Origin of the sequence: Pseudomonas protegens CHA0 (assembly GCF_000397205.1) — a bacterium.
GTDB classification, from domain to species: Bacteria; Pseudomonadota; Gammaproteobacteria; order Pseudomonadales; family Pseudomonadaceae; genus Aquipseudomonas; species Aquipseudomonas protegens.
Genome location: NC_021237.1, coordinates 6,387,756 through 6,400,441 on the forward strand (window position 1 = coordinate 6,387,756; position 12,686 = coordinate 6,400,441).

The 12,686-nt window shown below is 62.1% G+C and carries 13 protein-coding genes and 1 riboswitch; of the genes, 8 read left to right on the plus strand and 5 right to left on the minus strand.

From position 1 onward, the window contains the following. Positions 1–214 precede the first annotated feature (214 nt). From PFLCHA0_RS28625 to PFLCHA0_RS28640, 4 genes are all read left to right on the plus strand, one after another. On the plus strand, positions 215–1,210 hold the full coding sequence (locus PFLCHA0_RS28625; protein ID WP_015637334.1) for an ArsR/SmtB family transcription factor: 996 nt from the start codon (positions 215–217) through the stop codon (positions 1,208–1,210). An 18-nt stretch (positions 1,211–1,228) separates the two neighbouring features. Beyond that, a complete protein-coding gene (gene metK / locus PFLCHA0_RS28630; RefSeq protein ID WP_015637335.1) occupies positions 1,229–2,419 on the plus strand; it encodes a methionine adenosyltransferase in 1,191 nt (396 codons plus the stop codon). Positions 2,420–2,643: 224 nt separating this feature from the next. Continuing rightward, entirely contained in the window at positions 2,644–4,314 is a 1,671-nt protein-coding gene (gene ligB, locus PFLCHA0_RS28635; protein ID WP_015637336.1) for an NAD-dependent DNA ligase LigB, read from the plus strand. Between the two features lie 113 nt (positions 4,315–4,427). Next, positions 4,428–4,823 (plus strand): DUF1090 domain-containing protein, encoded by a 396-nt coding sequence (locus tag PFLCHA0_RS28640; protein WP_011063964.1) that lies wholly within the window; start codon positions 4,428–4,430, stop codon positions 4,821–4,823. A 39-nt stretch (positions 4,824–4,862) separates the two neighbouring features. Here the strand turns inward: PFLCHA0_RS28640 and PFLCHA0_RS28645 are convergent, their stop codons facing one another. Continuing rightward, positions 4,863–5,312, minus strand: coding sequence for a c-type cytochrome (locus tag PFLCHA0_RS28645; RefSeq protein ID WP_011063965.1), 450 nt, complete (start codon positions 5,310–5,312; stop codon positions 4,863–4,865). Positions 5,313–5,444: 132 nt separating this feature from the next. On the opposite strand from PFLCHA0_RS28645, the gene mltA reads away from it, so the two are divergent. Continuing rightward, positions 5,445–6,620 (plus strand): murein transglycosylase A, encoded by a 1,176-nt coding sequence (mltA, locus tag PFLCHA0_RS28650; protein ID WP_015637337.1) that lies wholly within the window; start codon positions 5,445–5,447, stop codon positions 6,618–6,620. 43 nt (positions 6,621–6,663) lie between these two features. Here mltA and PFLCHA0_RS28655 read toward each other — a convergent pair whose 3' ends face one another. Both PFLCHA0_RS28655 and PFLCHA0_RS28660 read right to left on the minus strand, forming a co-directional pair. After that, entirely contained in the window at positions 6,664–7,047 is a 384-nt protein-coding gene (locus PFLCHA0_RS28655) for an MAPEG family protein (RefSeq protein ID WP_011063967.1), read from the minus strand. Between the two features lie 35 nt (positions 7,048–7,082). After that, positions 7,083–7,916 (minus strand): EamA family transporter, encoded by an 834-nt coding sequence (locus PFLCHA0_RS28660; RefSeq protein ID WP_011063968.1) that lies wholly within the window; start codon positions 7,914–7,916, stop codon positions 7,083–7,085. Positions 7,917–7,983: 67 nt separating this feature from the next. Here PFLCHA0_RS28660 and PFLCHA0_RS28665 point away from each other — a divergent pair, with 67 nt between their 5' ends. Both PFLCHA0_RS28665 and PFLCHA0_RS28670 read left to right on the plus strand, forming a co-directional pair. Beyond that, positions 7,984–8,178 carry a hypothetical protein gene (locus PFLCHA0_RS28665; protein ID WP_015637339.1) on the plus strand — a complete coding sequence of 65 codons (195 nt, stop codon included), beginning with the start codon at positions 7,984–7,986 and terminating at the stop codon, positions 8,176–8,178. A gap of 49 nt (positions 8,179–8,227) precedes the next feature. Then, complete coding sequence (locus PFLCHA0_RS28670) at positions 8,228–9,487, plus strand: cation:proton antiporter (RefSeq protein ID WP_011063969.1); 1,260 nt, start codon at positions 8,228–8,230, stop codon at positions 9,485–9,487. On the opposite strand, the gene PFLCHA0_RS28675 is transcribed toward PFLCHA0_RS28670, so the two are convergent. Together PFLCHA0_RS28675 and PFLCHA0_RS28680 are read right to left on the minus strand one after the other, a co-directional pair. Further along, the gene (locus PFLCHA0_RS28675) at positions 9,488–10,375 is read right to left on the minus strand and encodes a formate/nitrite transporter family protein (protein ID WP_011063970.1); all 888 of its coding nucleotides are present in this window, start codon (positions 10,373–10,375) and stop codon (positions 9,488–9,490) included. Positions 10,376–10,448: 73 nt separating this feature from the next. Further along, positions 10,449–10,853 carry an acyl-CoA thioesterase gene (locus tag PFLCHA0_RS28680; protein ID WP_041120217.1) on the minus strand — a complete coding sequence of 135 codons (405 nt, stop codon included), beginning with the start codon at positions 10,851–10,853 and terminating at the stop codon, positions 10,449–10,451. A gap of 199 nt (positions 10,854–11,052) precedes the next feature. Continuing rightward, positions 11,053–11,159, plus strand: a riboswitch (S-adenosyl-L-homocysteine riboswitch). Positions 11,160–11,180: 21 nt separating this feature from the next. On the opposite strand from PFLCHA0_RS28680, the gene ahcY reads away from it, so the two are divergent. Continuing rightward, positions 11,181–12,590, plus strand: coding sequence for an adenosylhomocysteinase (gene ahcY, locus PFLCHA0_RS28685; RefSeq protein ID WP_011063972.1), 1,410 nt, complete (start codon positions 11,181–11,183; stop codon positions 12,588–12,590). Positions 12,591–12,686 lie beyond the last annotated feature (96 nt).

Here is a 12,686-nt window from a genome sequence, read left to right on the forward strand (position 1 = left end):
CTGCATTTTCCCTCAGGCGTCAGGCGGGGGCAATGACAGATAGTCACTCAGGCATGTTTTTCCCCTGTTGAAGACACAATCCATTGATGAAACCCCTTCGCCGCTCGTTGACTGTAGAAGCAGAGGCTCTGGAAAAGCCCCTACAGGCACCAATATCAAAACTTTTTGATATTGGCCTTGCGAGCATTTGCGGGCATCTCTAGACTGCTGCCCCATGAACCTGCCCGCGCCTGCCATCAGCCATGACAATTGCGACGAACTGGCGGCCCTGTGCAAGGCCGGCGGCGACCCCCTGCGGCTGAATGTATTGCGCGCGCTGAGCAACGATTCGTTTGGTGTGCTGGAGCTGGCGCAGATCTTCGCCATCGGCCAGTCGGGCATGAGCCACCACCTGAAGGTCCTGGCCCAGGCCAGCCTGGTGGCGACCCGCCGTGAAGGCAATGCGATTTTCTATCGCCGCGCCCTGCCCCATACCGGGCTCCTGGGCGGCAAACTGCACGCAGCCTTGCTGGAAGAGGTCGACCAGCTGAACCTGCCGGGCGAGGTACAGGCCCGGATCAGCCTGGTGCACCGGCAGCGGGCTGCAGCCAGCCAGGACTTCTTTTCCCGGGTGGCGGAAAAATTCCGCGCCCAGCAGGACCTGATCGCAGGACTGCCCCAGTATCGCGACAGTGTGCTGGCGCTGCTGGACAAACTGAGTTTCGACCCAGTGGCCACGGCCATTGAAGTCGGCCCCGGCGACGGTGGATTTCTCCCCGAGCTGGCCCGACGCTTTGCCCGGGTTACCGCGCTGGACAACAGCCCGGCGATGCTGGAGCTGGCACGCCAGCTGTGCGAACGCGAAACATTGGCTAACGTCAGCCTGCAATTGGCCGATGCACTGAACGGTGTACAGCTGCAGGCCGATTGCGTGGTGCTGAACATGGTCCTGCACCATTTCGCCGCGCCGGCCGAGGCCCTCAAGCAGATGGCCCAATTGCTGCAACCAGGCGGCAGCCTGTTAGTGACAGACTTGTGCAGCCACAACCAGAGTTGGGCCAAAGAGGCTTGCGGCGATCTCTGGCTAGGGTTCGAACAAGATGATTTGGCCCGTTGGGCCACCGCTGCGGGACTGACTCCCGGGGAAAGCCTGTATGTAGGCTTACGTAATGGTTTCCAGATCCAGGTTCGCCATTTTCAGCGACCGGCTGGCGACACTCACCATCGGTAAATTTAGGAAACCTTCAAGATGAGCGAATACTCCCTTTTCACCTCCGAGTCCGTGTCTGAAGGGCATCCGGATAAAATCGCTGACCAGATTTCCGATGCGGTGCTGGACGCCATCATTGCCCAGGACAAGCACGCCCGCGTAGCGGTCGAGACCCTGGTCAAGACTGGCGTGGCCATTGTTGCCGGCGAAGTCACCACCAGCGCCTGGGTCGACCTGGAACAGATCGTTCGCGATGTGATCTGCGATATCGGCTACACCAGCTCCGACGTCGGCTTCGACGGTGCTACCTGCGGCGTGATGAACATCATTGGCAAGCAGTCCCCCGACATCAACCAGGGCGTCGACCGCGCCAAGCCGGAAGATCAGGGCGCTGGCGACCAGGGCCTGATGTTCGGCTACGCCAGCAACGAAACCGAGGTGCTGATGCCGGCGCCGATCACCTTCTCGCACCAACTGGTCCAGCGCCAGGCCGAAGCCCGCAAATCGGGCCTGCTGCCTTGGCTGCGCCCGGACGCCAAATCCCAGGTCACCTGCCGCTACGAAGGCGGCAAGGTGGTCGGTATCGATGCCGTGGTGCTGTCGACCCAGCACAACCCCGAGGTGTCCTACAACGACCTGCGCGAAGGCGTGATGGAGCTGATCGTCAAGCACGTGCTGCCTGCCGAGTTGCTGAGCAAGGACACCCAGTTCCACATCAACCCGACCGGCCAGTTCATCATCGGTGGCCCGGTAGGTGACTGCGGCCTGACCGGCCGCAAGATCATCGTCGACAGCTACGGCGGCATGGCCCGTCACGGCGGTGGCGCGTTCTCCGGCAAGGATCCATCCAAGGTCGACCGTTCCGCCGCTTACGCCGGTCGCTACGTGGCCAAGAACATCGTTGCCGCCGGCCTGGCCGAGCGCTGCGAGATCCAGGTGTCCTACGCCATCGGCGTGGCCCAACCGACCTCGATCTCGCTGAACACCTTCGGCACCGGCAAGATCAGCGACGACAAGATCATCAAGCTGGTACGCGAAGTGTTCGACCTGCGCCCCTACGCAATCACCACCATGCTCGACCTGCTGCACCCGATGTACCAGGAAACCGCCGCCTACGGTCACTTCGGCCGGGCTCCGCAAACCAAGACCGTGGGTGACGACACCTTCACCACCTTCACTTGGGAAAAGACCGACCGCGCCGACACCCTGCGCGCCGCTGCCGGCCTGTAAGCTTCACCTGGCAACATCCAAAGCCCCGCCCGGCTCGCCCGGCGGGGCTTTTTTGTCGCCTGGGGTTTCTTGCTCATCCCGCAAACCGCTGCTGGTACGGGGCCGAGCGAGCAAGGACACAGGTGTTCCCTGACGGGGAAACACCTCGCAACCACCTTCATCCCGGCCGTCAGCCAATCCCCTCTAGCCTTTAGCGCATGACCCATAGAGCAAGGATGCTCCCCATGCTGCCAAGAGCCGTTGTGCTGCTGAGCCTCACTCCATTCTTCGCCCAGGCCGCCTGCCCCGACTGGCCGGTTCCCCGTGCCACCGATGAAATCACCGCCCTGCAGCAGCAACTGCAGCGCTGGGATAGCAGCTACTACCGTGACGGCCGATCACTGGTGGCGGATGAGCTCTACGATCAGGCCCGCCAGCGCCTGCTCACCTGGCGCCAGTGCTTCCCTCAGGCTCCCCGGGCAATGGACCAGCCCCTGCTCGGCGCCGGGGGCAGCATCCGCCACCCCATCCCCCACACAGGAGTGGAAAAACTCGCCGATGCCAATGCCGTGACGGGGTGGCTCAAGGGCCGCGACGACATCTGGGCGCAACCCAAGGTCGACGGCGTAGCGGTGACCCTGATCTACCACCAGGGGCAGTTCCAGCAAGCACTCAGCCGTGGCGACGGCGTGCATGGCCATGACTGGACCCGTGCAGCCTGGCAAATCGAGGCCATACCCAAACGACTGTCACGGCCCGTCGACCTGTTGCTGCAAGGAGAGCTCTATCTGCGCCTGGAGCAGCATGTCCAGGCTCGCTCCGGCAGCCTCAAGGCGCGCAACCGGGTGGCAGGCTGGATGGCTCGCAAACAGCTGACAGCGGCGGAGGCCGCGCAGATCGGGCTGTTTGTCTGGGACTGGCCCCAGGGCCCGGCTACATTGAGCGAACGCCTGGAACAACTGGCAGCCCTGGGTTTTGCCGAACCCCGCGAGTACAGCCGACCCATAGGCGGCTTCGCCGATGCACAACAGTGGCGGGCCCGCTGGTATCGCTCGCCACTGCCCTTTGCCAGTGACGGCATCATCCTGCGGCAAAGCCGGCGTCCCGCCGCCGAACGCTGGCAGGCCAAGGCCCCATACTGGATTGCCGCCTGGAAGTACCCCTACGCCCAGGTGCTGGCCAGCGTTCGTCAAGTCGATTTTCGTATCGGCCGCACGGGGCGCATCACGCCCCTGCTGGAGATCGAGCCGGTGACCCTGGACGACCGGCAGATCCGCCGTGTCAGTCTCGGCTCACTGCAACGCTGGCGATCCCTGGATATCGTTCCCGGCGATCAGGTAGCCATCAGTCTCGCCGGGTTGAGCATCCCGCGCCTGGATGAAGTGGTACTCAGAAGCACCCTGCGCCAAAGCATCCAGCCCCCGCGAGAAGCCGACTTTCACTTCCTGAGTTGCTGGCAGCCATCACCCGGCTGCGAGGAACAATTTCTGGCCCGACTGACCTGGCTCAGCAGCAAACAAGGCCTGAACCTGCAGAATATCGGCAGCCGGACCTGGGCCCGGCTGGTTGAAACAGGCCGTATCAAAGGCCTGCTGGATTGGCTGACCCTGGATCAGGCAGAGCTTGCTAACATTGCCGGCTTTGGTGATCGCAGCAGCAAGCGTTTGCTCGAGAGCCTGCACAGCGCCAGGCAACAGCCCTTCCCACGCTGGCTCAAAGCCCTCGGCATCCCGCCCAGTGGCTCGGCCGACCTGAGCGGGCCATGGCAGGCCCTGGCCATGAAAAGCAGCCTGGACTGGCAGAATGAAGCCGGTATCGGAGCGGAGCGGGCCGCACAACTGGTGGCGTTTTTTCGCGCTCCAGAGGTCCTGGCCTTGCAAGGCGCCCTGAACAGCGCCGGTATCGAAGGTTTTTAGCCCGATGGCACGTGGAACCACCCAAGCCGGAATACGCTCCAACAGCCCATTCCCGGTACAACAGTCAGTATTTTTATTGGTTATTTCTTGATCTTTTTCACCTGGAGCCTTCAATGAAACTTTTTCCATCGCTCGCCACCCTGACCCTCTGCAGCCTGATGAGCGCGCCACTGCTGGCCGCCGAGCAGGCCCCCGAGCTGACCGGCTGCGCCGCCAAGCGCCAGGCCATCATGAACCAGATCGAACAGGCCAAGGCCCACGGCAACAGCAATCAGCAGGCCGGCCTGGAGCGCGCCCTGAGCGAAGTGACCGCCCACTGCACCGACGCCTCGCTGAAGAAAGAGCGGGAAAACAAAGTGCTTGAGGCCAAGCATGAGGTCAGCCGACGCCAGGCCGACCTGGAAAAAGCCATGAAGAAAGGTGACTCGGAGAAGATCAACAAGCGCAAGGACAAGCTTGCCGAGTCGCGCAAGGAACTGCAGCAAGCCCTGGACGAACTGGACAAGTAAGCAACCTGATGCCGCGGCCCTGCTCAGCAGAGCCGCCAATCAGTGATTGCGGAACTCTTTGTGGCAGGCGCTGCAAGCATCCTCGACCTTCTGCACCGCCGGCCCCAGATTGCTGGCCTTGTAGGGCTGGACCTGGCTGATCGTCACCAGCTCACCGGTGGCGGCTTCCAGGGTGCGGGCCAACTCCTGGAAACGCGCCTGCTTGCGCCAGACGTCATCGGTGGCGCTGCTGTGATCCTCTTCCTTGACCTCGGGGAAGTGCTTCCACGGCTCATGGGACAGGCTGTCGAGTTTCACCGCGCCTTCGGCAAAGCGCGCGCCGTCGAAAGGAATCCGCCCACGCAACATGCCCCCCAGGTCCTCGCCGGTCTTGAGCATCTGCTTGAAGATCGCCTTGCGCTGGCCCAGGGGAGAATTGGGATCGACACCGCCACAGGCGGAAAGCGTCAGGCAGGCCAGCAATACAACAGAAAGTCTTTTTAGCGTCATGGTGGCTTCAGGTCTGGTCACGGAAACGGCGGCCAGTATCCTCGCCTCCCCGGCAAAGACCAATAGCCCTATTAATAATATGGGTTGTCCCCCATCACCAATGCGGCGGGCAGCCTCTCAAGGAAATACAGCATGAACCCGAGCCCGCTCCGCTGGCCTCGCCATCTGCTCTGGGCCCTGCCGGCCCTGGCGCTGCTCGCTGGCTGCAACGGCGGCGACAATACCAAGCCAGCCCCCACCCACGCCCTGGCCACCTACAACAGCGCCACCTGGGACGCCCTGCCCAACGTCGCCGACAACGACCTGCTGGCCGGTTTCGGCTCCTGGCGCAGCGCCTGCACCCGCCTCAAGGCCGACCCGGTGTGGGGCGCCACCTGCGCCGCAGCCGCGACGGTGCCGCAAACCCCCGAGGCCATCCGCGGCTTTCTCAAGGAGCACCTGCAGGTCTACGGCCTGCGCTCGGGCAACGGCAGCAGTACCGGCCTGATCACCGGCTACTACGAACCGGTCTATCCCGGCAGCCTGACCCAGACCCAGGTGGCCAATGTGCCGGTATACGGCGTGCCGGAGGACATGATCATCGTCGCCCTGGACAGCCTCTACCCGGAGCTCAAGGGCAAGCGCCTGCGTGGCCGGCTCGAAGGCCGGGTACTCAAGCCCTATGACGATGCGGCGACCATCGAAAGCAAGGGAACCAAGGCCCCGGTGATTGCCTGGCTGACCGACCCCATGGACCTGCAATTCCTGCAGATCCAGGGGTCCGGGCGAATCCAGCTGGATGACGGGCGCCAATTGCGGATCGGCTATGCCGACCAGAACGGCCACCCCTACCGTCCCATCGGCCGCTGGCTGGTGGACCAGGGCGAGCTGAAGAAAGAGGACGTGACCATGGGCACCATTGCCGCCTGGGCCAAGGCCCACCCGGCACGGATTCCCGAGCTGCTGGGCAGCAACCCCAGCTACGTGTTCTTCAACCGCAACCCGGATAGCAATGAAGGCCCGCGGGGCTCGTTGAACGTACCGCTGACGTCAGGCTATAGCGTGGCCGTGGACCGCAAGGTGATCCCCCTGGGCAGCCTGCTGTGGTTGTCCACCACCCGCCCGGATGGCAGCAGCCTGGTACGGCCGGTAGCCGCCCAGGACACGGGCGGCGCAATCACCGGTGAGGTGCGCGCCGATCTGTTCTGGGGCACGGGCGATGCCGCGGGGCAACTGGCCGGAGACATGAAGCAGCAGGGCCAGATCTGGATGCTCTGGCCCAAGGGCGTAGCGCTGCCCAAGGTGCCGGAAGTGCCCGACGCCCCTTGAGCCCCTGCAGGAGCCGGCTTGCCGGCTCCTGCAAAAGGGTGTCTCAGACTGAAACGAAGAAGAAACTGGCGATCAGGCCCATGCCCACGAACCACACCAGGGACCGCAGGATCGCCCAGTCCGCCAGGTAGCAGATCATGTACAGCAGGCGGCTGGTGATAAACAGCACCGCCAGCACGTTGATCGTCACCAGCTCGGCGTTACCTGCTACATGGGCGATGATCACCGCCGCAGCGAATGCCGGGGTCACCTCGAAACCGTTGAGCTGCGCGTTGTGGGCACGCTTGGGCAAACCCTCCAGAGTACTCAGGAACGCCCGTGGGTCATGGTTGTAGCGAAGCCCGTATTTGCCGGCGCCCTTGGCGATGGCAGTACAGAGATAGGGCAGGATGATTGCAATCAACACACACCAGAAAGCGACAGTCATGGAGCAAATCCTTTTTTAGAGTTTTTAGGGAGCCTTCAGAACTTCATCACCAACATGCCAATCAGCACCAGTCCACAGGCTAAGAGCCGTGGCCGGCCGAAAGGTTCTTTCAGGTAGCGCATGCCGAACAGCACCACCAGGATCACACTGATTTCACGCAACGCAGCCGCTTCGGCGATCGATCCCAGTTGCATGGCCCAAAGCACCAGAGCGTAGCTGAACAACACGCAAAACCCGACGCTCAGCCCCAGGCGCCACTGCTCGCGCCAGAACAGGGCAAAGGCCGGGCGCTTCCAGACCACCGCCACCAGCGGAAAGGGCCAGGCGCTGAGCAGCGTGACCCAGGTCAGATAATCCAGCGGGTGCGACCAGCGGCGCAGCGCCTGGCCGTCAATATAGGTGTAGCAACCGATGCACAGGCCGATCAGCGCCACCACCGGCAGCATCGACCAGGGCAACCGTGCCCCGCCGCCGCCCTGCCAGAGCAGGCAGAGCATGCCGAAGGGAATCAGCAGAATGCCTAGGACCTGCTGAGTGCTCAGCGCCTCGCCGGCGAAGACCAGGGTCAACGCCAGCACCACCAATGGCGAAAGTCCGCGCATCAACGGGTACACCAGCCCGAGATCCCCCACGCGATAGGCCTGGATCAGCAGATATCGATACAAGAGCTCGAATGCCGCCGAGGCGATGATCCAGGGCCAGATCTCCAGTGGTGGGGATTCGAGAAAAAACAGCATGATGGCCACGAACAGCAGGGCCACGGTGTCCATGCAGGCCACCACCAGCAAGCGCTCGCCACTGAACTTGATCAGGGTGTTCCAGGCTGCGTGCAACAACGCCGCCACCAAAACCAGACTTGTCGCCAGCACCTTGCACTCCCTGGTTGCCTGAAAAAGCCGGATACCGCACATCCGGGCAGAAGCCGGGAATCCTCGCATGCCTGCGGCCCTGCTTGCACGGGCTACCGGCGCATTTGGCAGTGCCAGCAGCCAATTCGGCAACATGGGCATGTTCGAGGTACTTTTCCCCAAGTGCCTGCAACGTCGGGTCGAGGCTGTGGTCAATGGCTGCGGTCAGGCGACGATGGCGAAAACTGTGTCCCTCGCCGACGCCGGTACATCAAACCCTTAGCCTGAAAGCATTCAGGTCGCTTTTTCTGTAATCATCCAAAGGAGTCCGGATGCTTGAACTTGTCGCTGCCTTTATCTGCCTGACGACGCTGCTCACCTACGTCAACTTCCGCTTTATCGGCTTGCCACCGACCATCGGCGTGATGGTCACCGCCCTGCTGTTCTCGCTGCTGCTGCAAGGCCTGAGCTACCTGGGCTACCCCGGCCTGGAAGAACATGTGGAAGAATTGATTGGCAAGATCGACTTCGGCGATCTGCTGATGAACTGGATGCTGTCGTTCCTGCTGTTCGCCGGCGCCCTGCACGTCAACCTCAACGACCTGCGCAGCTACCGCTGGCCCATCGGCCTGCTGGCCACGGTCGGCGTGCTGATCGCCACCTTCGTCATCGGCAGCCTGGCCTACTGGATCTTCGGCCTGTTCGGCTGGCACGTGAGCTTTCTCTACTGCCTGCTGTTCGGCGCGCTGATTTCCCCCACCGACCCGATTGCCGTGCTGGGTGTGCTGCGTACCGCCAACGCTTCCAAGCCGCTGAAAACCACCATCGTCGGCGAATCGCTGTTCAACGACGGCACCGCGGTAGTGGTGTTCACCGTGCTGCTGGGCATCGCTCAACTGGGGGAAACCCCGACCGTGGCTGCCACGGCCTGGCTGTTCGTGCATGAGGCCATTGGCGGCGTACTGTTCGGCGGGCTGATCGGCTACCTGGTGTATCTGATGATCAAGAGCATCGAGCAGCACCAGATCGAAGTGATGCTGACCCTGGCCCTAGTCATCGGTGGTTCGGCGATGGCCAGCGAGCTGCATGTCTCGGCGCCGATTGCCATGGTGGTGGCCGGCCTGATCATCGGCAACCTGGGACGCAACCTGGCGATGAACGACATGACCCGGCGCTACCTGGACGGTTTCTGGGAGTTGCTCGACGACATGCTCAATGCCCTGCTGTTCGCCCTGATCGGCCTGGAGCTGTTGCTGCTGCCATTCAACTGGCTGCACCTGGCGGCTGCCAGCCTGCTGGCCGTGGCCATCGTGCTCTCTCGCGTGCTCACCGTGGCTCCGGCAATCCTCCTGTTGCGGCGCTGGCGCAGCGTGCCCCGGGGCACTATCCGCGTGCTGACCTGGGGCGGCTTGCGCGGTGGCGTCTCGGTGGCGCTGGCGCTGGCCCTGCCCCTGGGGCCGGAGCGTGACCTGGTGCTGAGCATCACCTACATCGTGGTGTTGTCGTCGATCCTGCTGCAGGGTCTGACCATCGGCAAACTGGTGCGCCATGTCACCCAGGATGCCCCGGCGGCCAAGGCCGAGGCCCACTGATCATTTCTTGATCTGCCGCGGATCGGGCGCCGGTGCCCGGTCCGCGTTCCTGTTCGGCTTGCCACTTTCACTACGCACCTGGGCATGGCTGATCAGGGCGAAGATGAAACTGCCTCCAATGATATTCCCGGCCAGGGTCGGCCCGGCGAACACCATCCAGAAATCCCGCCACGGCAACTCGCCGGCAAATACCAGGTAGGACACTTCCGCCGAGCCCACCACGATGTGAGTGAAATCCCCCAGCGCCATCAGGTAGGTGATCAGGATGATGATCCACAGCTTGGCGCTCTCCATGGACGGGATCATCCAGACCATGGTGGCAATCATCCAGCCGGAGATGATGCCCTTGGCGAACATCTGCGCTCTGTCGTTCTCCATGACCTTGCGGCCGATTTCCAGAAAAGCCTGATCGGTCTTGCCGTCGAAAATCGGTAAGTGCAGCATCACATAGGCCACCAGCAGGGTGCCGCACAGGTTGCCCACCAGCACCACGCCCCACAAGCGCAGCAAGCGCCCGAAGTTGTTCAGGCTCGGCTTGCTCATCACCGGCAGCACGGCAGTCAGGGTGTTTTCCGTGAACAGTTGCTGGCGCGCCAGAATCACCGCCAGAAAGCCCGCGCAGTAGCCAAAGCTGGCAATGACCTTGAAGGCCTCGCCGTCGGGCAGGCGGGAGTTGAGCAGGCCCATGCCCATCAGCGACAGGCCCATGGTCAGGCCGGCAGCCAGGGCCGACCACCAGAGGGCCGCGACACTGCGCTCCAGTTCCTGGTCGCCCTGGGTGCGGATGATTTCATGCAGGACCGCCGCTCGGGGCGGCTGGTTATGGTCGACCTCATGCTGCTCTTGAGCAGAGAGACCGGGGGTCTTGCCATCTTTTTGCGCGTCCATAAGGCTCCTGAACCAGGCGGGTCATTTAGCTACGACACGCTGGGCTCAGGGCTGTTCCTTTCTACGCAAGGCATCAGGCGTCGCAAGCGTCATCCTTGAACTGGTCTTTGACGTATTTGATTTCGGTGCGGCCGTGAGGCGCCGGCAGGCCGTCTTCCCCCAGGTTGACGAAGACCATCTTCTCCACCGTGAGAATGGATTTGCGAGTGATCTTGTTGCGCACTTCGCACGTCAGGGTGATCGAGGTACGACCGAACTCGGTGGCGGTGATACCCAGCTCGATGATGTCGCCCTGGCGCGAGGCGCTGACGAAGTTGATTTCCGAGATGTACTTGGTCACGACTCGCTGGTTGCCCAGCTGGACAATGGCGTAGATCGCCGCTTCTTCGTCGATCCAGCGCAACAGGCTGCCGCCGAACAGCGTGCCGTTGGGGTTGAGGTCTTCGGGTTTTACCCACTTGCGGGTGTGGAAATTCATATGCACTCCTGACCGTCCTGCCAATTGATGCCCGGCATAATGGCAGACCGGGCAGTCATGCTCTATGCAACATCGACTATGGTCGCGATTAACGATCTTCATCCAGGTGACATAAACACTTTTGGAAGTCTGGCTCAGGCGGCTATAATCGCCACCGTTTCAAAACGGTCATCTGCACTTGATACCGTTTTCCCGCCACCTGTCCGAGGGGCGCTGCAGCAGGCATGGCCTGTCAGGCTCGGATGGGGCGTTGTTGGTACAGGGCTCCCTGTATGGACACTAAACGCACAACGGCGCCCATTCGCACACTACGAATGGAGGCTCTTGATGAGCGCTGTAAACACGCCTGCAGGTTTTACCGACTACAAAGTCGCCGACATCTCCCTGGCTGCCTGGGGTCGTCGCGAAACCATCATCGCCGAATCGGAAATGCCGGCCCTGATGGGTCTGCGCCGCAAGTACCTGGCTGAACAGCCACTCAAGGGCGCCAAGATCCTCGGCTGCATCCACATGACCATCCAGACCGCCGTGCTGATCGAAACCCTGGTTGCCCTGGGTGCCGAAGTACGCTGGTCGTCCTGCAACATTTTCTCGACTCAAGACCAGGCCGCAGCCTCCATCGCCGCTGCCGGCATTCCTGTGTTCGCCTGGAAAGGCGAGACCGAAGAAGAGTACGAGTGGTGCCTGGAGCAGACCATCCTCAAGGATGGCAAGCCTTGGGACGCCAACATGATCCTCGACGACGGCGGCGACCTGACCCAGCTGCTGCACGACAAGTACCCACAGGTACTGGACCGCGTTCACGGCGTGACCGAAGAAACCACCACCGGCGTGCACCGCCTGCTGGACATGCTGGCCAAGGGCGAGCTGAAGGTTCCTGCGATCAACGTCAACGACTCGGTGACCAAGAGCAAGAACGACAACAAGTACGGCTGCCGTCACAGCCTGAACGACGCTATCAAGCGCGGCACCGACCACCTGCTGTCCGGCAAGCAAGCGCTGGTCATCGGCTACGGTGACGTGGGCAAGGGCTCGGCCCAGTCCCTGCGTCAGGAAGGTATGATCGTCAAGGTTTCGGAAGTGGACCCGATCTGTGCCATGCAAGCCTGCATGGACGGTTTCGAGCTGGTTTCGCCGTTCATCGACGGTATCAACCACGGCACCGAAGCCAGCATCGACAAAGCCCTGCTGGGCAAGATCGACCTGATCGTGACCACCACCGGTAACGTCAATGTTTGCGACGCAAACATGCTCAAGGCCCTGAAAAAGCGTGCCGTGGTCTGCAACATCGGCCACTTCGACAACGAAATCGACACCGCTTTCATGCGCAAGAACTGGGCATGGGAAGAAGTGAAGCCACAGGTGCACAAGATCCACCGCACCGGCCCTGGCGATTTCGATGCACAGAACGACGACTACCTGATCCTGCTGGCCGAAGGCCGCCTGGTGAACCTGGGCAACGCCACCGGTCACCCAAGCCGCATCATGGACGGTTCGTTCGCCAACCAGGTCCTGGCACAGATCTTCCTGTTCGGCCAGAAGTACGCCGACCTGTCGCCGGCCCAGAAAGCCGAGCGCCTGACTGTTGAAGTACTGCCGAAGAAACTCGACGAAGAAGTGGCCCTGGAAATGGTTCGCGGCTTCGGCGGCGTGGTCACTCAACTGACCAAGCAACAGGCTGAATACATCGGCGTAACCGTCGAAGGCCCGTTCAAGCCAGACGCCTACCGCTACTAAGAGCAGCTGCAGGCGGCAAGTTATCAGCGGCAAGCAAGGAGCCAAAAGCTCTGCTTGCTGCAACTGACCTGGTGCTTGTCCTAATCGCTATAGCAG